At 47.1% G+C, this 20,264-nt stretch carries 23 protein-coding genes; 5 read left to right on the top strand and 18 right to left on the bottom strand.

The features are described 5' to 3' along the window. Positions 1-5 precede the first annotated feature (5 nt). The 9 genes from OW491_RS04280 to murJ all read right to left on the bottom strand — a co-directional run bounded on the left by OW491_RS04280 (position 6) and on the right by murJ (position 9,048). Complete coding sequence (locus OW491_RS04280) at positions 6-665, bottom strand: PilX N-terminal domain-containing pilus assembly protein (protein WP_075179686.1); 660 nt, start codon at positions 663-665, stop codon at positions 6-8. 17 nt (positions 666-682) lie between these two features. After that, positions 683-1,387: a PilW family protein gene (locus OW491_RS04275; protein WP_290034796.1), complete on the bottom strand. Its 705-nt coding sequence runs from the start codon at positions 1,385-1,387 to the stop codon at positions 683-685. Further along, entirely contained in the window at positions 1,387-1,881 is a 495-nt protein-coding gene (gene pilV / locus OW491_RS04270; RefSeq protein ID WP_178967747.1) for a type IV pilus modification protein PilV, read from the bottom strand. Before pilV ends, OW491_RS04275 begins: the two co-directional genes overlap by 1 nt. 30 nt (positions 1,882-1,911) lie before the next feature. After that, positions 1,912-2,412: a GspH/FimT family pseudopilin gene (locus OW491_RS04265; RefSeq protein WP_290034793.1), complete on the bottom strand. Its 501-nt coding sequence runs from the start codon at positions 2,410-2,412 to the stop codon at positions 1,912-1,914. Between the two features lie 233 nt (positions 2,413-2,645). After that, the gene (locus tag OW491_RS04260; RefSeq protein WP_075174172.1) at positions 2,646-3,077 is read right to left on the bottom strand and encodes a peptidylprolyl isomerase; all 432 of its coding nucleotides are present in this window, start codon (positions 3,075-3,077) and stop codon (positions 2,646-2,648) included. Between the two features lie 13 nt (positions 3,078-3,090). Beyond that, positions 3,091-3,615 (bottom strand): signal peptidase II, encoded by a 525-nt coding sequence (gene lspA, locus OW491_RS04255; RefSeq protein WP_075174171.1) that lies wholly within the window; start codon positions 3,613-3,615, stop codon positions 3,091-3,093. A 6-nt stretch (positions 3,616-3,621) separates the two neighbouring features. Next, complete coding sequence (ileS, locus tag OW491_RS04250; protein WP_290034790.1) at positions 3,622-6,453, bottom strand: isoleucine--tRNA ligase; 2,832 nt, start codon at positions 6,451-6,453, stop codon at positions 3,622-3,624. After that, a complete protein-coding gene (ribF, locus tag OW491_RS04245) occupies positions 6,450-7,400 on the bottom strand; it encodes a bifunctional riboflavin kinase/FAD synthetase (protein WP_075174169.1) in 951 nt (316 codons plus the stop codon). The genes ileS and ribF overlap by 4 nt, the downstream gene beginning before the upstream one ends. Before the next feature lie 76 nt (positions 7,401-7,476). Then, positions 7,477-9,048, bottom strand: a complete 1,572-nt coding sequence (gene murJ / locus OW491_RS04240) for a murein biosynthesis integral membrane protein MurJ (RefSeq protein WP_290034789.1) — start codon at positions 9,046-9,048, stop codon at positions 7,477-7,479. 165 nt (positions 9,049-9,213) lie between these two features. Here murJ and rpsT point away from each other — a divergent pair, with 165 nt between their 5' ends. After that, a complete protein-coding gene (gene rpsT / locus OW491_RS04235) occupies positions 9,214-9,477 on the top strand; it encodes a 30S ribosomal protein S20 (RefSeq protein WP_075174168.1) in 264 nt (87 codons plus the stop codon). Positions 9,478-9,540: 63 nt separating this feature from the next. Here the strand turns inward: rpsT and proB are convergent, their stop codons facing one another. From proB to rplU, 4 genes are all read right to left on the bottom strand, one after another. Further along, complete coding sequence (proB, locus tag OW491_RS04230) at positions 9,541-10,665, bottom strand: glutamate 5-kinase (protein ID WP_290034788.1); 1,125 nt, start codon at positions 10,663-10,665, stop codon at positions 9,541-9,543. Between the two features lie 43 nt (positions 10,666-10,708). Next, positions 10,709-11,905 carry an Obg family GTPase CgtA gene (cgtA, locus tag OW491_RS04225; RefSeq protein WP_290034786.1) on the bottom strand — a complete coding sequence of 399 codons (1,197 nt, stop codon included), beginning with the start codon at positions 11,903-11,905 and terminating at the stop codon, positions 10,709-10,711. A gap of 110 nt (positions 11,906-12,015) precedes the next feature. Beyond that, complete coding sequence (gene rpmA / locus OW491_RS04220; RefSeq protein ID WP_075174165.1) at positions 12,016-12,267, bottom strand: 50S ribosomal protein L27; 252 nt, start codon at positions 12,265-12,267, stop codon at positions 12,016-12,018. Between the two features lie 24 nt (positions 12,268-12,291). Next, entirely contained in the window at positions 12,292-12,603 is a 312-nt protein-coding gene (rplU, locus tag OW491_RS04215; RefSeq protein ID WP_075174164.1) for a 50S ribosomal protein L21, read from the bottom strand. A 226-nt stretch (positions 12,604-12,829) separates the two neighbouring features. On the opposite strand from rplU, the gene OW491_RS04210 reads away from it, so the two are divergent. The 3 genes from OW491_RS04210 (at position 12,830) to fabB (ending at position 15,786) form a co-directional block, all read left to right on the top strand. Next, positions 12,830-13,798: a polyprenyl synthetase family protein gene (locus OW491_RS04210; RefSeq protein ID WP_075179681.1), complete on the top strand. Its 969-nt coding sequence runs from the start codon at positions 12,830-12,832 to the stop codon at positions 13,796-13,798. A 153-nt stretch (positions 13,799-13,951) separates the two neighbouring features. Further along, positions 13,952-14,467 (top strand): 3-hydroxyacyl-[acyl-carrier-protein] dehydratase FabA, encoded by a 516-nt coding sequence (fabA, locus tag OW491_RS04205; protein ID WP_075174162.1) that lies wholly within the window; start codon positions 13,952-13,954, stop codon positions 14,465-14,467. 101 nt (positions 14,468-14,568) lie between these two features. Next, entirely contained in the window at positions 14,569-15,786 is a 1,218-nt protein-coding gene (gene fabB, locus OW491_RS04200; RefSeq protein WP_075174161.1) for a beta-ketoacyl-ACP synthase I, read from the top strand. Between the two features lie 72 nt (positions 15,787-15,858). Here fabB and OW491_RS04195 read toward each other — a convergent pair whose 3' ends face one another. The 5 genes from OW491_RS04195 to glp all read right to left on the bottom strand — a co-directional run bounded on the left by OW491_RS04195 (position 15,859) and on the right by glp (position 19,730). Next, positions 15,859-16,599, bottom strand: coding sequence for a lysophospholipid acyltransferase family protein (locus tag OW491_RS04195; protein WP_075174160.1), 741 nt, complete (start codon positions 16,597-16,599; stop codon positions 15,859-15,861). 1 nt (position 16,600) lies between these two features. Next, complete coding sequence (locus OW491_RS04190) at positions 16,601-16,852, bottom strand: MoaD/ThiS family protein (RefSeq protein WP_215151666.1); 252 nt, start codon at positions 16,850-16,852, stop codon at positions 16,601-16,603. Beyond that, positions 16,849-17,328, bottom strand: coding sequence for a cyclic pyranopterin monophosphate synthase MoaC (moaC, locus tag OW491_RS04185; RefSeq protein WP_075174158.1), 480 nt, complete (start codon positions 17,326-17,328; stop codon positions 16,849-16,851). Before moaC ends, OW491_RS04190 begins: the two co-directional genes overlap by 4 nt. Beyond that, complete coding sequence (locus tag OW491_RS04180) at positions 17,325-18,455, bottom strand: 1-acyl-sn-glycerol-3-phosphate acyltransferase (RefSeq protein ID WP_075174157.1); 1,131 nt, start codon at positions 18,453-18,455, stop codon at positions 17,325-17,327. The genes moaC and OW491_RS04180 overlap by 4 nt, the downstream gene beginning before the upstream one ends. A 66-nt stretch (positions 18,456-18,521) precedes the next feature. After that, positions 18,522-19,730, bottom strand: coding sequence for a gephyrin-like molybdotransferase Glp (gene glp, locus OW491_RS04175; RefSeq protein WP_290034781.1), 1,209 nt, complete (start codon positions 19,728-19,730; stop codon positions 18,522-18,524). Between the two features lie 99 nt (positions 19,731-19,829). Here glp and OW491_RS04170 point away from each other — a divergent pair, with 99 nt between their 5' ends. Next, entirely contained in the window at positions 19,830-20,213 is a 384-nt protein-coding gene (locus OW491_RS04170; protein WP_290034780.1) for a SirB2 family protein, read from the top strand. The last annotated feature ends 51 nt before the right edge of the window (positions 20,214-20,264 follow it).

Here is a 20,264-nt window from a genome sequence, read left to right as displayed (position 1 = left end):
CTTCCTCAGTTATAACGCTTGATATATTCGGTTTGGAGAATCACTTTACCTTGATCACTTGCCCCTAATGCTTCGGCTGTAATGCGGTAACAATAATCGTATTTAGTGACACCTTCCCCAGTGTTGAAGGTATCAGGCTTAGTGCATGACACCGAAGACGTGTCTATGCCGGTCCCATCAAAGTAATCTTCTGGATCAACACTGCTAGAAGGTAGCATGAATTCCAATAAGAACTCAGGCTGCGCGGCAAGGCCATCAATATCAGTAGCGGCTATATTGCCCAATACGTTATTACCAAACGTTTTAGCTCGGTTTTTCCAAGCGGTATAAGCGGCATCACCTCCAAGCAACCCAACCTCTGTAGGGTTATCATCTGACACCGCCGTGCCTATCACGTCACAACCGGAACAATCATCATAACTTGTGCTATCGGGTGGATTTACTTCAGAGTCCACCCAACTTTCAGCGTAGTCTAATGCTATTTCACCAGCAAACAGTGCCGTTTGATTATCGCGCATATTGCCGGTCATTTTTTCCTGCAATGTGACACCTTGCATCGCAGTAACACCGATAATAGCCATCAACAAGAGCATCACAAGAGCAACAATCAACGCGGCTCCTGACTCTTTCTGTGTGTAGCGACAATGACGGTCATCCCGTGCCATAAAACCCAAACCCCTGTTTATTTATTTAACATCGCATTACGTAAAGCAACGGTAGTAGAAAAAACTTGGTACATCCGACGATCGCTGGTATCAAATCCATTAAAAGGAGTGCCTGCGGCAAAGGTCATTGCATTATCAACTAAACCCGCATCCCCTGCAGAAACGAGCAGGTTAACCCTTACGGCGATCACATCTTCCCAATCCGGAACAAGGGCCGCTGTTTGAAATTGATCGACCTCGTCCAAATCTGAACCATTGTTTATACCGTATTCAAGCTGAATATCCGCGACACCTTCAACGCTAGGCTGGTTATCTATATACAATGTTGGCAACCCAGATTGACCATCAGGAGCCACATAAATGGAAAGATCGCCGCCATCTCCGTGCGCCACAATATAAATAACTTCGCTGGTTCTCGTATCAAGTACACTAGCAGGAGAAGGCAAATTAGCATCAGCCTCCGTTGCCACAAACCCCTGCAAAACAGCTCCTCTAGGGTTATCAAACCCAGCCATCCTCAATTCTTGCCCTATAATTTCTAACGCAAATCGAGCTGACTCTTGCGAGCGAGACAAAGCTTCTTGAACCCGATAGGTTTGGCTAGAGCTTAAAAAACTATTAACAACAGCGCCCATCAGCACTAGCCCAAGCACCAAGGCGACCATTAACTCTATTAATGAAAAACCCGCTTGGCTTTGCTTACAAATGCACTTTTTATTCATTAGATATCAGCCAGAAATCGAAAAAAGGTCAAACCATCAGCACCACAGTTTCCAGCACTTGAAGCTCCGCCTTGGCCACGCTCATCATCCCAGCACACTATGACTGCTAGCTGCTCATTAGCGCCAACTATAGTTAAGCTGGCATCACCTGAGGGTAACTGCTGAACCTGCTGAAACCATTCATTTAAATCAGCTTGAGCCCTTGTCGTTGGTGAATTAATAGTAGTGGGCATGCTAGGTGGCGCAGCGCCGATAGCGATAGCGTAGGTATTTAACGCTGCTGCTGATTTGTTAACCATAACTCGGTCGACAATATCATAAGCGGCATTAATCGCTTGGGTTCGCGACATTGCACTTTGATTCATTTGAACAGAGCGAACTTGTAATGACGCAAAACCTAACAACCCAATCGACAAAACGATTAATGTCACTAGCACTTCAATCAAACCTACGCCACCTTGACGGCGCACATACTCAGGTAACTTTTCGCTCAACTCTACGCCCCGCGTTTTTTTACTGACTTATTAACTGCTTGAAGATGTGGCACAGGCAACTCGACGAATCGATACACGCCCTAACGTATTTATACTTAATACGCGCTCTTCATTATCCGTGCAGCCATCGATGTTCATATTAATATTAGTTGCGCTTACAGCTCTACCATCACCGCCAAATACAATAGTGCTATTGGCGCCAGCATCTTGATTAATAATCGCGTCTGAGTCAGGCGCTTCCCAACGCCTTAGGATAGAGCCATCACTAACAACAAAGACGATCCAGCCATTTGTCCAACCTGCACCGCAAGCAGCTACCGTTTGACCTGAGCAAACTCCCACGAGCTCGTTACGATTCACAGCTTCGCTGCGCGCAAACTGAAATGCTCCTACCATGTCATTGCTCAAACCCGATGCTGTAGTATTACGGATAAGATTCGAAAAACCAGGAATACCTATCGTCACAATAATAGCCAGCACAGCAATCGTGACCATCAGTTCAATTAATGTAAATCCACGCATCAAGCGCATAGTAATAACCGCCAAAAACTTAGTGTACGAACCATGCCGATTGTATTCCTTGCCGCTGTCATCATCCTTGACGTTTGATGAATTGTACGGATGAAAACTGTATAAAAACCAAACAGATTAAATCAAGTATATGTTGACATGAGTGAGGTTGCCACTTAATAGACATATGTTGTCAAAAAGTAACACTCAAGAAAGACAAGACCATCCATGGCCCGAAGAATTCCATGCTTACATTAAGCGGCTATATCGATTATTTCCACTTCAAATTCAAGATGCTTACCGGCAAGTGGATGGTTAAAATCCACTTCAACAAATTGATCATCAAAAGAGCGAATAACACCTGGCAGCTCACCACTTGGGTCTTGAAAAGACACCACCACTCCTGGTTCTAAATCAATATCGGCAAAGTTGCCACGCTCAATCTTATGCAGATTACTAGGATTAGGCATCCCAAAGCCATGCTCTGGCGTTATCGCTAATACCTTTCGCTCACCCACTTTCAAACCAAATAAAGCGGCCTCAAAACCGGCCAACATGCTACCGTCTCCGATCGAAAAGCTGGCAGGTTGTTTGTCAAAGTTACTATCAACAACATCACCATTTTCTAAACGTATCTCAAAGTGCAGTGTCACTTTAGTTTCTGGGCCGATAACTAACTGACTCATTTGTACTCCAACTTTATGTTTGATCTGATGCAGGCTCGCGTTGCTTTTCTAAAAATATCATATCGATAATCAACAAAGCAGCCCCAATCGTAATAGCGGTATCCGCCAGATTAAATGCAGGAAAATAGTAAGCGTTGTAGTGGACTGAAATAAAATCCACCACATAACCTTGGACTATCCGGTCATATAAGTTACCGATTGCACCACCAAGAATTAAAGCCAGCCCCATACCAAGCCACCATTGCGCTTTATCCGTGCGCTTAAGCCATACGGTCAACATAATACTCACAGCGATCGCAATGAGCACAAACAGCCAGCGTTGCCACCCTGCGGCTTGGGCCAAAAAGCTAAACGCAGCTCCTGTATTGTAGAGCAACGTCATATCTAACACCGGTAGTATCGAGTGTGGGTCACCATAATTCAGCGTCGTATCAGCTATATACTTGGTGCCCAAATCTAATGCGATAACCACTGCCGTTAGCCACAACCACGACAGTGACCCTGTTCGTTTATTCATAGTAGAAGTAGGTAAATCCATAATTCATTATGCGAACTGTCGCGCTTCACCTTCACCATATACGTTTTCAATACAACGACTGCACAACTCAGGGTGGTCGTTATGCGTCCCCACGTCCTCACGGTGATGCCAGCAACGCTCACATTTAGCATGTTCGGACGTTTTCAAAGACACTTTCAAGCCCGGCAGCTCTGTATCACGCGTGTCCACTGCTTCCGATATCGGCTTCAGAATGACTTCCGATGTAATAAGCACAAACCGCACTTCATCTTTCAAGCGCTGCAAGTCCTGATATATTTCATCGTCGACATACAAGGTAATCTCAGTCGATAAAGAAGCTTTTACCAGTTTCTCTGTCCGCGCCTGCTCAAGTGATTTATTCACTGCGTCTTTTAAGGCTAAAATACGACCCCAAAAATCACGCCCAAAGCTATCGTCCGCGCTCAACTCAAATAAGTTGGTATACCATGCATCTAAGAAAATACTTTCTTTTTTACCTTCACCAGGCAACGCTTCGTAAATCTCATCAGACGTAAAGCTAAGAATAGGCGCTATCCATCGTGTCAGCGCTTGCGCGATATGGAACAAAGCCGTCTGACAGGAGTGGCGCGCTAAACTATCTGCTTTTGTGGTGTATTGACGGTCTTTAATGATATCTAAATAGAAACCACCCAATTCTTGAACACAGAAATGATGAACCTGTTGATATACATCCAGGAAACGGTAGCTATTGTAAGCTTCAATTACTTTTACTTGTAACTGTGCAGCCGCATCAACCGCCCAACGGTCTAGAGCCAGCATATCATCAGGCGCAACCAGATCTGTTTCGGGATTAAAACCATTTAGGTTCGCCAACAAAAAGCGCGACGTATTACGGATTCGACGATAAGAGTCAGCCGTACGTTGCAAAATCTGCTTAGATACCGCCATCTCTCCTGAATAGTCAGTAGAGGCGATCCACAAACGTAATATATCGGCGCCTAATGTATCGGTCACTTCTTGAGGAACAATGACGTTCCCTAGCGACTTAGACATTTTGTAGCCTTTTTCATCGACGGTGAAACCATGAGTGAGCAACTCACGATACGGCGCATGACCGTCAATTGCACAGCCTGTCAACAACGACGAATGGAACCACCCTCGGTGCTGATCAGAACCTTCTAAGTACAAATCGGCACGCGGGCCTTGTTCATGCCCCATTGAGTGCGAACCACGTAATACATGCCAATGCGTTGTCCCAGAGTCAAACCACACATCCAGCGTATCGGTAACTTTTTCGTACTGATCAGCCTCATTCCCCAGCAACTCAGCGGCATCCAGCTTAAACCACGCCTCGATACCCTCTTGCTCGACTTTCAGCGCGACCTGCTCCATTAGCGCAACAGTGTTCGGGTGAAGCTCACCGCTTTCCTTATGCAAGAAGAACGGGATAGGCACACCCCAGTTCCGCTGTCGGGAAATACACCAATCAGGGCGGTTGACGATCATGCCGTGTAAACGCGGCTTACCCCACGCAGGGACAAATTTCGTTTGCTCTATAGCACTTAACGCCTGCTCGCGTAACGTATCACCATTAGAAGCCTGTTTATCCATGCCAACAAACCACTGAGCCGTAGCACGATAAATAAGAGGCGTTTTATGGCGCCAGCAGTGCATATAACTATGCTTAATCGTTTTACAGCTTAGCAACCGATCCGCTTCACTTAGCTTAGTGACAATCTCTGGATTCGCATCCCAAATAGACATACCGCCAAAGAATGGAAGATCCTCGATGTAAACCCCATCTGCTTTGACCAAATTGAGTATTTGATCAAAAGCCATGCCATAGTGGCGACATGTTGCGAAGTCATCCTCACCATAAGCAGGAGCGGAGTGAACAATACCTGTACCCGCATCGATCCCAACATAGTCAGCCAAATACAAAGGCGACAAACGATCATAGAGTGGATGCTGGAAGTTAATATGCTCTAACGTTTGCCCTTCAGCCTTAGCTACAACCGTGCCTTCAAGTTCATAGCGCGCTAATGACTCTTCAACCAAATCAGCCGCAAGTAACAATAGACGATCACCCGTATCAACTAACGCATACTCAAACTCAGGGTGAATATTCATCGCTTGGTTGGCTGGAATCGTCCAAGGGGTTGTCGTCCAAATAACAGCAAAGGCGGGCTTAGTCAGTTCGTTAAGGCCAAATGCAGTCGCCAATTTATCCGCTTCAACACAGTGGAAAGCAACATCAATAGCCAGTGATTTTTTATCTTGGTATTCCACTTCAGCCTCAGCCAAAGCCGAACCGCAATCAAAGCACCAGTTAACAGGCTTTAGCCCTTTGAAGACATAACCACCCTCAACCATTTTAGCTAAGGCGCGAATTTCTCCAGCCTCATTAGCAAAATCCATGGTTTTATACGGATTGTCCCAATCAGCAAAAACACCCAACCGAATGAAGTCCTCTTTTTGGCCTTCAATCTGAGTTTGCGCATATTCACGGCACAGCTCACGCGTTTTGTCCGCGCCCATATTTTTACCGTAAGTTACTTCGACCTTGTGTTCTATAGGTAAGCCATGACAGTCCCAACCTGGGACATAAGGCGCATCGTAACCATCCAGTGTTTTCGCTTTAACAATAATATCTTTTAGCACTTTGTTAACAGCATGCCCCAAGTGAATATTGCCATTAGCGTAAGGAGGGCCATCATGCAAAATAAACACAGGACGACCGGCGCTAATTTCACGAATTTTTTGATAAAGCCCCTTATCCTGCCATGCCTTAAGCATATCGGGTTCGCGTTTAGCAAGATTGCCACGCATAGGGAAAGCTGTATCCGGTAAATTCAATGTCGCTTTATAATCGGTCATGCCTGTCTTCCAGATGAGTTTTGCGACAAGAAAAAGTCCTTTGCCGCTTGAATATCGGTAAATAATGCGGATTTGAGCTGCTCTAGCCCATCGAATTTCTGCTCGCTTCGCAGAAACGTTTTAAATTCTACACTGAGTAATTTGCCATACAGGTCACCACTAAAATCCAGTAGATGCACCTCTAGCACAGGGCGCGTCCCGCCCACGGTAGGCCTCAAACCAATGTTACATACTCCATTGGCTAATGGCCGCCCCGCCAACTGAACGCTTACGGTATAGACACCACGCAGCGGTGCGGCAAAACGATGCATTCTCACGTTTGCTGTGGGCACACCTAACTGCCGTCCCAATTTTTGACCATGCATTACACGCCCAGTTATACGATAAGGCCGCCCTAACAAGGCTTGTGCCAGCACAAAATCATGTTCTGCCAAGGCCTTACGTATACGAGTGCTACTTACTCTTTCCTCACCAACCGTGTAAGTCAGTGTGTGTTCAACCGAAAAGCCTTGTTCATGCCCCACTTCACACAGCATGGCGTAATCGCCGGCACGGTCACAACCAAAACGAAAGTCATCACCAACAACAAAATGTTGAACAGCAAGCCCTTTCAACAACAAGCTTTCCACAAATTCGGCTGCTGTCATCTGCCTTAGTTGCTCATTAAAGGGCAAACACAGCACGCGGTCGATTTCTTGATCCGCTAGTAATCGCACTTTTTCGTCAAAGCGCGTTAGTCTAGCCGGGACAGCATCCCCACCAAAAAACTCTCTCGGTTGAGGCTCAAATATAATGACAGTAGTCGGCAAACCCAGATCGCGGGCTTTATTCTTGACTTGCTCAAGCACTTTTTGATGCCCAAGGTGCACGCCATCAAAATTGCCTATAGTCGCCACACAGCCTCGGTGCTTGTCCCGCAGGTTATGCAAACCTCGAATAACTTCCATCATCGCCCTAGTAGCAAATCAAACAAACGCAGAATTATAGCCTAGTTGTTAACCAACGAGTACCTCCGAGGCAGCTTTAAGCCCGAATATCACGCAATCGCATGCCCAAGCCAACTAACACCGCAAAGTAAGCCACAACTCCAGCCCCGACAACACGTCCCATGAGGACAGCACGTGACCATATATCTGCAGCCAACCACTGAGTCACACTAGGGCTCAACCAATAAATCACACTTGCGAGGGTTAACAGCGCCACTATCAACCTAACAAGATACAATCCCCACCCCGGCTGCCAAACAAACACACCTTCTTTGAGCAAGCCTCGCAAAAGTAAACCGGCATTAAGAAACGCGGACATCGAGGTCGCCGCAGCAAGGCCCACATGCTGAAATGGAAAAATTAACAATAAATTAAACACCATATTGGCCACCATGGCCTGAATCGCAATTTTGACCGGTGTTTTCATGTCTTGACGCGAGAAATACCCGGGCGCTAAGACCTTAATCAACATAAAGGCCAACAAACCCACGCCATAGGCCCGCAAACTCATTGCAGACATCGCCACATCGCGCTCAGTCATCGCGCCGTATTTAAATAAGGTAATAATCAAAGGCTCAGCCAACATAACCAGCGCTACCGCCGACGGAAGCCCGATTAACAAGATCATTCTGACAGCCCAATCCAACGTATGAGCAAAAGAGTCCGTTGATTGACTGGCGTGCTTACGGGACAAACTCGGTAAAATCACAGTAGAGATAGCAATACCAAAGACGCCCAAAGGAAGCTCAGACAAACGATCTGAATAATACAACCAAGACACGCTACCGGTTTGTAAAAAAGAAGCCAACACGGTGTCTAACAACAAATTAATCTGAGCCACCGACACACCAAATAACGCTGGCAGCATCAACATGAGAATCCGCTGAACGCCTTCATCTTGCCAACCCCACCTAGGCTTAGGCAATAAACGCAAGTGCCACAAGAACGGCAACTGGAAACACAGCTGCACCGCACCGGCCATCAACACACCCCAAGCCAACGCCATTACTGGCTCATCCATTATGGGAGTCAAAAATAGTGCACAACCAATTAAACAAACATTTAGCAACACCGGCGTAAAGGCTGGGACAGCAAAGCGCTCATAACTATTGAGAATAGCGCCCGCAAAAGCCGTCAACGAGATAAGCAGCAAGTAAGGAAAGGTTATTCGCAACATGTCAGAAGCCAGATCGAACTTAACGGTCTCATGCATATAGAAGCCAGGCGCAAAGACAGCAGTAACAATTGGCGAAGCCGCCACCGCTATTAGGGTGACCAGCAACAAGATTGCGCCTAGCGTACCCGCTACTCGATTGACTAACAGCTGAACATCAGCCAACGTGCGCTGCGTACGGTACTCTGATAGAACAGGAACAAACGCCTGTGAAAAAGCACCTTCAGCAAAGAGGCGCCTTAAGAAGTTAGGAATTTTAAAAGCAACAAAAAACGCATCCGCACTACCTGTGGCTCCAAATAAATTGGCAATCACCACATCCCTCACCAACCCCAACACACGAGACAACAATGTCATCACACCAACCACGCCACTGGAACGCAGCAAACTACTCACAGGTTTTTTAGCCGTTACCGGCTCTTGATGTGCATCCACGCCCTAATCCCTTATACCCCTTCAATCAGCCCGAATGGTAATCCTTTATGAATATAATTTCCCCTTTTTATTGACATCAGCCTCTTAAATGTGAATAATCTCGCGTCTCAAATTCTGGCGTTTGTCAGAATCCGATAACTAATTCAGCTTATAAGGAGCCGGATCGTGGCCAACTCCGCAGGATCCCGTAAACGCGCTCGCCAAGCGGAGACTCGTCGCCAGCATAATGCTAGCCTCCGCTCCATGGTACGCACATACATCAAAAAAGTATCAGCCGCTATCGCTTCTGGCGACAAAGCAGCTGCCACAGAAGCCTTCAAGATTGCTCAACCAATCATGGATGCATCTGTAAACAAAGGCGTTTTTCCTAAAAACAAAATCGCCCGTAATAAAAGCCGCATGAACGCTAGCATCAAAGCGTTGGCTTAATATTACAGACATAAAAAAACCGGCATCTGCCGGTTTTTTTATGTCTTACGTTCAGGCTTTATCTTACGCCAACACCAAATTATCCCGATGCACCAACTCTTCTTCGCTGATATAACCCAACGTATCAACAATAGCAGAACTCGGCTTACCCATAATTTTAAGCGCATCAGCCGCACTGTAATTCACCAAACCACGCGCAACAATCCGGCCCGCCTCATCGAGCATTAACACCATCTCACCACGCGTAAAGTGCCCCGTAATACTACGCACCCCAGCAGGCAACAAACTCTTACCTCGCTCGACCAACGCCTGTACAGCACCCGAATCCAGCACAATTGAACCCCGAGCCTGCAAATGCCCAGCGATCCACTGCTTACGCGCTGCCATAGGGCTACGCTCAGGCACCAACAAAGTACCAAGCCGCTCTCCCGCCCTCAGGCGCAACAAAACAGACTCCTCTCGACCGCTAGCAATAACCGTTACCGCACCTGAGCGCGCAGCCAATCGAGCAGCCCGCACTTTAGTCGCCATACCACCACGACCGAGCTTACCGCCGCCGCCCGCCATCGCCGCCAGAGAATCATCCTCCGCCCTGACCTCGTGTAACAAATACGCCTCAGGATCACGACGAGGATCGGCTGTATACAAGCCCAGCTGATCCGTCAGCAAAATAACACCATCAGCTTCAAGCAAGTTAGCAACTAAAGCCGCCAACGTATCATTATCGCCAAACCGAAACTCATCCGTAACAACGGTATCATTCTCGTTTACAACAGGTACCACTCCCATTTCCAGCAAGGTCTTCATGGTAGCCCGCGCATTTAGATAACGATTACGATGCGTCAAATCATCGTGCGTCAATAGCACCTGCGCTGTATGTGTACCGTGGCGCTGAAAGTTAGCCTCATAAGCCTGCACAAGCCCTGTTTGCCCCACAGCCGCCGCCGCCTGCAGACGACACAACTCATCCGGCCTGTCGGACCATCCTAAACGCGTCATCCCCTCAGCCACAGCTCCAGACGACACCAAGACAATCTCAACTCCTTGCCCCCGCAACTCAGCCAGCTGATCAACCCAACGACTAATCGCCGCCGCATCGAGCCCCTGCCCATCGTTCGTCAATAAGGCACTACCGATTTTTACAACCCAACGACGGGCATGCTGCAATTTCTCACGACCTGCGGCCACAGACCACCCCTTACACCTACCGAAACATCATCACCAAAAACGACTATTTAACGTATTCAACCTCAACGTCATAATCATCTTCATCAAAATCATCGTCATCCAGATCATCACCAGATCGCCGCGCCCGAGCCTGCTCACGTAGCCGCTCAATATGATCTCGCGCCTCTGCACTAATCTGATCACGCTGCGCATTTTCAGCATCTAGCAACTCTGGGTCCGCAGCAATAGCCTCTGCACGTTGATCAAGATAGTTTTGAATATCCATCAATAGCGGCTCTAAACCCTCTTTTGCTAGCGCCGAAATTCGATACACAGGACCACCCCACTCAAGCGCATCAATAACTGACTGGCATCGCTCTTCACGCTCTTCTTCGGGAACCATATCAATCTTATTCAAGACCAACCAACGCGGCTGCTCCGCCAATGTCGCACTGAACTTACCCAGCTCATCCCTAACAATAACGGACGACTCCGCCGGCGTTTGCTCATCCCATGGCGCCAAATCGACAACATGAAGCAGCAAACGATTTCGCGCCAAATGACGTAAAAAGCGTATACCTAAGCCCGCACCTTCAGCCGCACCCTCAATAATCCCTGGAATATCAGCTACAACAAAGCTTCGGTTACGCTCAGTTCTCACCACTCCCAGGCTCGGCACCAAGGTAGTAAAAGGATAGTCCGCCACTTTCGGAGTAGCAGCCGACACAGAACGAACAAAGGTAGATTTACCAGCGTTTGGCAGACCAAGCAGCCCCACATCAGCCAGCACTTTTAGCTCAAGCTTCAAATTACGAAACTCACCTAACGACCCGTTTGTCGTTTGCCGTGGCGTCCGGTTTACACTGCTCTTAAATCGCGTATTACCAAGACCATGGAAACCACCTTGAGCAATCTTTTCTCGCTGCCCAACCTTAGTGAGATCCGCCAAAACCTCTTGCGTATCTATATCTATAACCGTTGTTCCCACCGGAACCATAAGCACCAGATCTTCGCCTTTGGACCCAGTACAGTTTCTGCCACTGCCACCCTGCCCCGTCTGCGCCTTATATTGGCGCGTATACCGGAAATCTACCAACGTGTTCAGCCCAGCGTCGGCTTCCATATAAACAGAACCGCCGTCACCACCATCACCACCGTCAGGCCCGCCCCTGGGAACATATTTTTCACGACGAAAGCTCAGACAGCCATTGCCCCCTTTGCCCGCCTCGACGGTAATCGTCGCTTCATCAACAAATTTCATCTATCTTCTCCCAAGGCTAATCCATATAGATTAACGCGAGCACTGCTCAGAAACAAAAAAAGCCCCGCTATTGCGGAGCTTTTTTTCAGCAAAACGTTTAGCAATTAAGCTTAAACGATGCTGATGTACTTACGGTTGTTAGGACCTTTAACTTCGAACTTAACAACACCATCCGCTTTAGCAAATAACGTGTGGTCTTTACCAACACCTACGTTAACACCTGCGTGGAACTTAGTACCACGTTGACGAACGATAATATTACCTGCGATTACTGCTTCGCCACCGAAACGCTTCACACCCAAACGCTTGGATTGTGAGTCGCGACCGTTACGCGTTGAACCGCCAGCTTTCTTATGAGCCATGGATTATCTCCTGTTGTTCTCAGCTTACGCGCTGATACCAGTGATTTTAACTTCAGTGAACCACTGACGGTGGCCCTGACGTTTCATGTGATGCTTACGGCGACGGAATTTGATGATCGTTACTTTATCGCCACGACCATGCTCAACCACCTCAGCAGTCACTTTAGCGCCTTCTACAACTGGCAAGCCAACTTTAACATCGTCACCTGTACCCACTAATAGAACGCGGTCAAATTCGATAGTCGCACCCGCTTCAGCATTCAATTTTTCTAGCTTAAGGGTATGACCTTCTTGTACACGGTACTGCTTACCACCGCTTACGATAACTGCAAACATGTCTTTCTCCAAATTATGCTTATCCGGCTACTGAAATACAAACCTACTTCTAATGGAAAACCCATATGGTAGGGAGCAATCGTTGGACAAGCTCAGGGCGCGAAATTCTATAGCAAACCACTGATTAACTCAAGAGCTTTACACTATAAAATACCCTATTCTTGACACTACCGCCTCCACCCCCTAGCATGCCGCTAACATTCTTATCTTCTTATTAAGCCGACGCATGCAGCCATACCAGCTTAACCCAGAGGTCGCTCCTCAATTCGAAATGGTCAATGACTTTATAATCAACCACTTAGGATCAAATGTCCCGTTGGTTGAAAAAATTGGCCACTACATTGTCGAGAGCGGTGGAAAACGATTACGCCCGCTACTTGTATTGTTAGCCGCTAATGCGTGCCAGTACAAAGGTGACCGCCATATATCGCTCGCCGCTGTGATTGAATTTATTCATACAGCCACTCTACTGCATGATGATGTTGTCGATAATTCAGAATTACGCCGCGGGAAAGATACCGCTAACGCGAAATGGGGCAATGCGCCAAGCGTTCTTGTGGGAGATTTTTTATACTCTCGCGCCTTTCAGATAATGGTTGATATCGGCAGCCTTCCTATCATGGGTGTCATATCAAATGCGACGACTGTTATTGCTGAAGGCGAAGTCCTGCAACTACTAAACAGTCGCAACCCTGACACAACTGAAGAAGCCTATATGCAGGTCATTCTCGGCAAAACGGCCATGCTCTTTGAGGCGGCTACTGAAGTTGGCGCGCTGCTAGCTGACGCTAGTGACAAAGAACGCGTCGCCATGCGCGATTACGGTCGTCACATTGGTATTGCCTTTCAGTTGATCGATGATGTAATGGACTACAAATCAACCGCTGAAGAAATGGGTAAAAATGTAGGTGATGATTTAGCGGAAGGCAAACCCACGCTACCATTAATTCAAGCAATGAAAGTTGCTAGCGAGCCCGACAAAAAACTCATTCGCAAAGCCATTCGCGAAGGCGGCCTTGAAGACCTAGAACCCATTATGAATATTGTAAGCCGTTCGGGTGCCATTACATATACCGAAGAGATGGCACAGCAACAAGCCGACCTCGCCATCAAAGCATTAGAACCTCTAAGTGACACATCTTTCAAACAAACACTGATTAAACTTGCAAATATAGCAGCAAACAGAAGTGCCTAAATAAGGCACTTCGCCCCTCTATTTATACGCCTTCTGGCTTGATTAACCCGCCGTTACCAAATTAAGGTGACACAAATCGTGCTTACAGCACTCCAAAACGGTATAATCGCCAGATATTTTGACTAAATTTTCTTTGGATAGACAGTTTTTCATATGACTAAAGCTTCTTCTTTCGACCGTGAAGACCTCCTTAAATGCGGCCACGGTGAAATGTTCGGACCAGGTAACGCACGCTTACCGGTAGGCAACATGTTGATGATGGATCGCATCACCCATATCAATGATGATGGTGGTGAATTCGGCAAAGGCGAAATCATTGCTGAACTTGATATCAATCCAGACCTCTGGTTTTTTGATTGCCACTTTCCAACAGACCCTGTTATGCCGGGCTGCCTTGGTTTAGACGCCATGTGGCAAATTGTAGGTTTTTACCTTGGCTGGAGAGGCAACAAAGGACGCGGGCGCGCGTTAGGTTCTGGCGAAGTAAAATTCACTGGGCAAGTTCTACCGACCGCCAAAAAAGTCACTTACCACATTCAGCTTAAGCGAGTCATTGAGCGCAAGCTTGTTATGGGTATTGCTGATGGCACTGTATCGGTAGATGGCCGTGAAATTTACGTAGCCAAAGATCTGCGTGTTGGCTTATTTACATCGACCGACTCTTTCTGATTTATGACATTACTATTGGCCACTATTAAGCACCAATAGCCTTAATCAGTAACCGAATAACAGATTATAATAAGAAGATCCTTTTATAGGAGAGACAGCATATGCGACGCGTTGTAGTAACGGGAATGGGCATTATTTCCTGCCTAGGTAATGACAAAGAAACAGTCACTGACGCCTTAAAACAAGGGCGCTCTGGAATAAAATTCCAGGAAGAATACAAAGAAATGGGCTTTCGCAGCCATGTAGCTGGCAGCATTGATATCGACTTGGATTCGAAGATTGACCGCAAGCTTCGTCGATTCATGGGCAATGCAGCCGCATATTCCTACCTCGCAATGGAGCAAGCGATTGAAGACTCTGGTCTAACTGAAGATCAAGTTTCAAACGAGCGTACTGGCTTAATCGCTGGTTCCGGCGGCGCTTCTTCAGCCGATATAGTAGAAAGCGCCGACATTCTACGCTCTAAAGGTGTTCGCCGCGTAGGCCCTTACCGCGTAACACGCACCATGGGTAGCACCGTATCCGCTTGCTTAGCCACTCCTTTCAAAATCAAAGGTGTTAACTATTCCATTACATCCGCATGCGCCACCAGCGCACACTGTATCGGTAATGCAATGGAGCAAATCCAACTAGGCAAACAGGACGTCGTCTTTGCTGGCGGTGGCGAAGAGCTTCATTGGTCTTTGACTGTGATGTTTGATGCCATGGGTGCTCTTTCTAGCAAATATAACGAGACCCCCGAAAAGGCATCTCGTGCATACGATGCTAATCGTGACGGGTTTGTTATTGCTGGCGGCGCAGGCATGCTAGTACTAGAAGACCTTGAGCACGCAAAAGCTCGTGGCGCCAAAATCTATGGTGAACTCGTTGGCTACGGCGCCACATCTGATGGCTATGATATGGTTGCTCCCTCAGGCGAAGGCGCTCTTCGCTGCATGAAGCAAGCTATGAGCACGGTTGACGGCGATATTGACTATATCAATTCGCACGGCACATCAACTCCTGCTGGCGACATCCAAGAACTAAAAGCAATGAAAGAAGCTTTTGGTACCCAGATGCCACCGGTTAGCTCAACTAAATCATTAACCGGCCATTCACTGGGCGCGACCGGCGCACAGGAAGCTATTTACAGCTTGCTTATGATGGAAAATGATTTTATCTGCGCATCTGCCAACATCGATGAGCTAGATCCAGAAGCAGCTGGTGCCTCTGTTGTTACCGAACGCATGGACAATGTGAAGCTTAATCGCGTCATGTCTAACAGCTTCGGCTTTGGCGGAACCAACTCAACCTTAGTTTTTCAGCGTTTCGACGACTAACCGACTCACTGGAATTCATCAATAAAAAAACCGCCTATAGGCGGTTTTTTTTTGGTTGGCATATCGCACTATCTAATTTTCTAATTGCTCATCCATTTTGGCCAATAACCAGCCAATGGCGGCATCATGAACCTGATCAACAGACTGCCCTTGCGTTTCTACAGGCTCCCCAATCTCCACACTGACAACACCAGGGTATTTAATAAACCCTTTCCCAGGCCAGCAAGTCCCAGCGTTATGCGCAAGAGGAACAACAGGTACACCAGCACTAGCGGCCAACATAGCTCCCCCTTTATTGAAACGCCCGGGCTCACCAACAGGAACACGCGTTCCCTGAGGGAAAATTACAACAGGCCTGCCCGCTTCTAAACGCGCTTTACCTTGTGTTAAAAGCTGTTTGAGAGCTCCCCGCCGCTGACTGCGGTCTAAGGCAATAGGCTCTAACATAGCTAACGCCCAACCAAAAAACGGAATGCCTAGCAGCTCTTTTTTCAGCACAATACACTGAGGCCGCACCATCGTTAACAGAAAGATAGTTTCAAACTCACTCTGATGGTTAGCCACCAATACATAAGCTCGATCTTTAGGTAAGTTTTCCAACCCCTTAACGTCGAGACGGACACCACAGCAAAGCCGCAACCAGGCTATATAGCTGTAATTAATGACCGTAAACACTTTAAAACGCGTCTCAAACGACAAAAACCGCCCTATCAACAAACAAAAAGTACTGTAAACAATCGTGAAGGGATAAAAAACAAGATAATAAATTAACGAACGAATCGCCGCGATTGCTTTATTGGGCTGTGCAGTCATGCTATCCACCTGTAACGGGAGGGAAAAATGCGACCTCATCACTATCAGCCACCAGAGCTAAACGTGTGGTCATTTCTTGGTTTACAGCAATTAAAACATGAGAGGCATTGAGCTCTGCCGCCCAACCATCACCGTTAAGCTCTATAAGCCTAGCGATAAGATCCTCAACTGTTTTAATGGATTCATCATGTGCAACCTCGACCGAATCCCCCAGCGCCTCACGAAGGCCAGCAAAGAAAACAACCCGGATCATAACGCCCTCTCCCAGTGCCCACTTTTGCCGCCTACTTTTTCTAATAATTTGATATCAGAAATGATAATCGACTTATCCACAGCTTTACACATATCATATAAGGTAAGCGCAGCAACAGACGCTGCCGTTAGCGCTTCCATCTCCACCCCGGTTTGCCCTGTTAAACGACATACCGTGTTAATCACAACACACCCTTGCTCTACATTAGGCTCTAAAGTAACAGACACTTTACTTAACATAAGAGGATGACAAAGAGGAATTAAATCACTGGTACGTTTAGCGGCCTGGATACCAGCGATGCGCGCAACGGCCAACACATCCCCTTTTTTATGCCCGCCAGAAATAATGAGATCCAAAACTTCTTGCGACATATAAACGACAGCACACGCGCGCGCCTCACGAAATGTGGATGCCTTTTCTGAAACATCCACCATATGCGCATGCCCTTGGTCATCTAAGTGCGTCAACTTACTCATGCGCTCTCCTGCTGATCTTTGCGGCAATTTACCACCGGATTGGCATACATCTGTTTAAGCTTTGCCTGCTCAGCCTCGCTAAGCCCTGCCAAACGAGTCTCAAAGCTAGCGATTTGTTCTGCGGTTACATTATCCAATTGACCAGCAGCTATATAGTTAGAGGCATGCAGATGATAGTTAAGATGAATTTGGCGATCTAACTCAGCAGCCAAACTTTCCGGAGTGTCGAAATCACCCGTTATCACATCCCCAAAATGGACATGCACCGCCCCCTTCTGCCCTGTGATACCTTTTACAATGCTCTCGATATCTTCGTACTGGCTTTTTTCATATTGGCCACTGGATTCTTTTGCCGCGAGCTCTCGCGCTTTAGCTCTATCACATGGATCGAACTCATACGAAATCGAGACAGGTACGACATTGAGGCGTTTAATCACCTCAGAAAAACTCCCTTTCTTGCGCTGACTGATATACAACATCTTTAACAAGGCTGGGTCAGTGAAATCGTTCCCATCTTTTGCTCGGCCTTCTCGCTGCGCAATCCAGATAGAGGACTCTTCTTCTTGAATACTAAAGTTTATATATGACGATAATTGAGTAACCGCAGCCATCACTTCCCGTGGCGCTTTAGCCGACCGGTTAACAATGAAGCTTTTATTCAGCCGCATAAGGTCGGATACATAGGGCTTACGTAATAAATTATCACCTATCGCTATTCTAACCGTGTCCATACCATTTTGATGCCTCACCCAATTTACGAAGGCAGGGTCCATTGCTATGTCGCGATGATTAGAAATAAACAAATAGGCCTCATCAGCCTCAAGATTTTCCATGCCGGAACAGGAAAGCTTAGTCGTAGAGCGCGCTATCATTTTTGACATATAGCGCGCCACCGTCAGCTGAAACCCTTTAATGGTCTGAATTTCACCAAACTCGCGGGCTAGGGCAATACGAATCACTGGCTTGAGCCAACGAGAAATCCAACGAGGTAGGCGTGGAAATTGATAATGAGTAATAGCCCCTATCAACTCATCATCGTACAACAAGCTTTGCAAAACTGCTTCAACTTCGTTGTCATGATAAGGGCGAATATTTTTATACGGATCTTGTTGCGCGTTAACGTCCATCAGGATCTCTAACCAACTAATAAAGGCCGCTATTTTACCTGTTTAAGCACGGTAAACCCAAGCATATCAGCCAAGTAGCTCCGTAAAGGGCAAAAAGGTCAACATATCACCTTTGGAAATCTCAATTTCCGGTGGAATAACCGCCAACCCATCAGCCCAGCTTGCCGAACTCAGCACACCTGAATTTTGATTACCAAAAGCCACTAACTCGCCGCCATCTAACCTAACGCGTACATACTCCTGCCGTGACCCAGCCGCCTGAGAAAATCCAGCAGGCAATAGATATGACAAATCACGCTGATGTTTTATCCCCTGCATTGATAATAAAAAAGGCCTAGCTAGGATACAAAACGTCACAAGCGTGGAGGCGGGATTACCCGGTAAGCCGAAAAAGGGAATACCTTTTATACGACCAAACGCCAACGGCTTACCCGGCTTAATCTTTAAACGCCAGATATTGATATGCCCAACCATTTCTACTGCTTGGCGCACATGGTCCTCTTCACCAACAGAAACACCGCCAGTACTAATAATACAATCTGCAAGTTCAGCAGCCTGCTGCAAAGCTTCGACTGTGGCATCAAGCGAATCCTGAACTCGCCCAATTACGACGGGCTCCATCCCTAATTTCTTCAACAGAGCCATCAAAACATATCGATTCGAGTTATATATTTGACCGCTTTCAAGCGGCTGGCCCGGATCTACTAGCTCATCCCCTGTTGATAAAATCGCCACTTTAAGCGGTTTGAACACGTTTAAACACTCATTCCCCGTGGAGGCTAGAACGCCGATGTCAGCCGGCTGTAAGCGCGTCCCTACAGGAATAACGATGTCGCCCCGTTTTATATCTTGCCCCGCCTTGCGTACATATTGCCCCTGACGCACAGACTCGCCAAAAATAACACCACCCGGTGCTAGCGTCACCGCTTCTTGCATAACAACAGCATTAGCACCTTCGGGAATTTCTGCCCCAGTAAAAATACGCGCAACTGCACCCGGCTCAAGAGCACTCGGTGCGTGACCCGCTACTACTCGCTGTGATATGGGATACATAACACCCGGCACAATAGAAGCGGCATCAACGGCATAACCATCCATACTACTGTTATCAGCAGGCGGCACATTAACTGTTGCCGCCGATTGCTCTGCTAACACCCGCCCCACAGCGTGCTCCAGCTTGACAGTCTCAGTCTTTGCCAATGCCTGCGCCTCTTTTAGCAGTTCAGCCAGCGCTTGGTCGTATGGAATCAAGCCTGGTTGATCGCAACTTGCCATCGTTTCTCATCCTCTTTTTGTGTCATCGCTTGATTGGTGTTTTACAAACCCGTTTAATAGCGCCTACGCACACATTCATTTTGTTTATCGGAATCTAATATGACTGAACTGTACCCGCTTTTTAAACACCTGCATATGACATGTGTAGGCCTGAGTGTCTTACTTTTTACAGCCCGCGGTCTAGGCATGCTAGTTGATGCGCAGTGGATTCGTAATAAACTCATGCGTGTGCTTCCGCACATTATTGACACTGCATTACTACTCAGCGCGATAGCCTTGGTTATCATTTTACAAGCCTATCCATTCCAGTCCGGCTGGGTTAACGCAAAAATAATCGGTTTGATTGTTTATATTGCATTAGGCGTAGTCGCCTTAAAGAAAGGAAAAACAAAGAAGGTACGCGCTACGGCCTTTATATTAGGTTTAATAACCGTAGGGTATATCGCAAGTGTCGCCGTTACTCACAATCCAATGCCATGGTAAACAAGTAGCAGTAAAGGCTAGCCAAGCGCTAGCCTTTACCTTTAGATAACA

It is taken from the genome of Neptunomonas sp. CHC150 (assembly GCF_030397555.1).
Lineage (GTDB): Bacteria > Pseudomonadota > Gammaproteobacteria > Pseudomonadales > Balneatricaceae > Neptunomonas > Neptunomonas phycophila.
This window is presented reverse-complemented; position numbering and strand designations above follow the sequence as displayed.

Bases quoted from the DNA above. Each gene is read 5' to 3' on its own strand.
- OW491_RS04280 (WP_075179686.1), bottom strand. From the start codon at position 665: ATGGCACGGGATGACCGTCATTGTCGCTACACACAGAAAGAGTCAGGA.
- OW491_RS04275 (WP_290034796.1), bottom strand. From the start codon at position 1,387: ATGAATAAAAAGTGCATTTGTAAGCAAAGCCAAGCGGGTTTTTCATTA.
- OW491_RS04265 (WP_290034793.1), bottom strand. From the start codon at position 2,412: ATGCGCTTGATGCGTGGATTTACATTAATTGAACTGATGGTCACGATT.
- OW491_RS04260 (WP_075174172.1), bottom strand. From the start codon at position 3,077: ATGAGTCAGTTAGTTATCGGCCCAGAAACTAAAGTGACACTGCACTTT.
- lspA (WP_075174171.1), bottom strand. From the start codon at position 3,615: ATGGATTTACCTACTTCTACTATGAATAAACGAACAGGGTCACTGTCG.
- ileS (WP_290034790.1), bottom strand. From the start codon at position 6,453: ATGACCGATTATAAAGCGACATTGAATTTACCGGATACAGCTTTCCCT.
- ribF (WP_075174169.1), bottom strand. From the start codon at position 7,400: ATGGAAGTTATTCGAGGTTTGCATAACCTGCGGGACAAGCACCGAGGC.
- cgtA (WP_290034786.1), bottom strand. From the start codon at position 11,905: ATGAAATTTGTTGATGAAGCGACGATTACCGTCGAGGCGGGCAAAGGG.
- rpmA (WP_075174165.1), bottom strand. From the start codon at position 12,267: ATGGCTCATAAGAAAGCTGGCGGTTCAACGCGTAACGGTCGCGACTCA.
- rplU (WP_075174164.1), bottom strand. From the start codon at position 12,603: ATGTTTGCAGTTATCGTAAGCGGTGGTAAGCAGTACCGTGTACAAGAA.
- OW491_RS04210 (WP_075179681.1), top strand. From the start codon at position 12,830: ATGCAGCCATACCAGCTTAACCCAGAGGTCGCTCCTCAATTCGAAATG.
- fabA (WP_075174162.1), top strand. From the start codon at position 13,952: ATGACTAAAGCTTCTTCTTTCGACCGTGAAGACCTCCTTAAATGCGGC.
- fabB (WP_075174161.1), top strand. From the start codon at position 14,569: ATGCGACGCGTTGTAGTAACGGGAATGGGCATTATTTCCTGCCTAGGT.
- OW491_RS04195 (WP_075174160.1), bottom strand. From the start codon at position 16,599: ATGACTGCACAGCCCAATAAAGCAATCGCGGCGATTCGTTCGTTAATT.
- OW491_RS04190 (WP_215151666.1), bottom strand. From the start codon at position 16,852: ATGATCCGGGTTGTTTTCTTTGCTGGCCTTCGTGAGGCGCTGGGGGAT.
- moaC (WP_075174158.1), bottom strand. From the start codon at position 17,328: ATGAGTAAGTTGACGCACTTAGATGACCAAGGGCATGCGCATATGGTG.
- OW491_RS04180 (WP_075174157.1), bottom strand. From the start codon at position 18,455: ATGGACGTTAACGCGCAACAAGATCCGTATAAAAATATTCGCCCTTAT.
- glp (WP_290034781.1), bottom strand. From the start codon at position 19,730: ATGGCAAGTTGCGATCAACCAGGCTTGATTCCATACGACCAAGCGCTG.
- OW491_RS04170 (WP_290034780.1), top strand. From the start codon at position 19,830: ATGACTGAACTGTACCCGCTTTTTAAACACCTGCATATGACATGTGTA.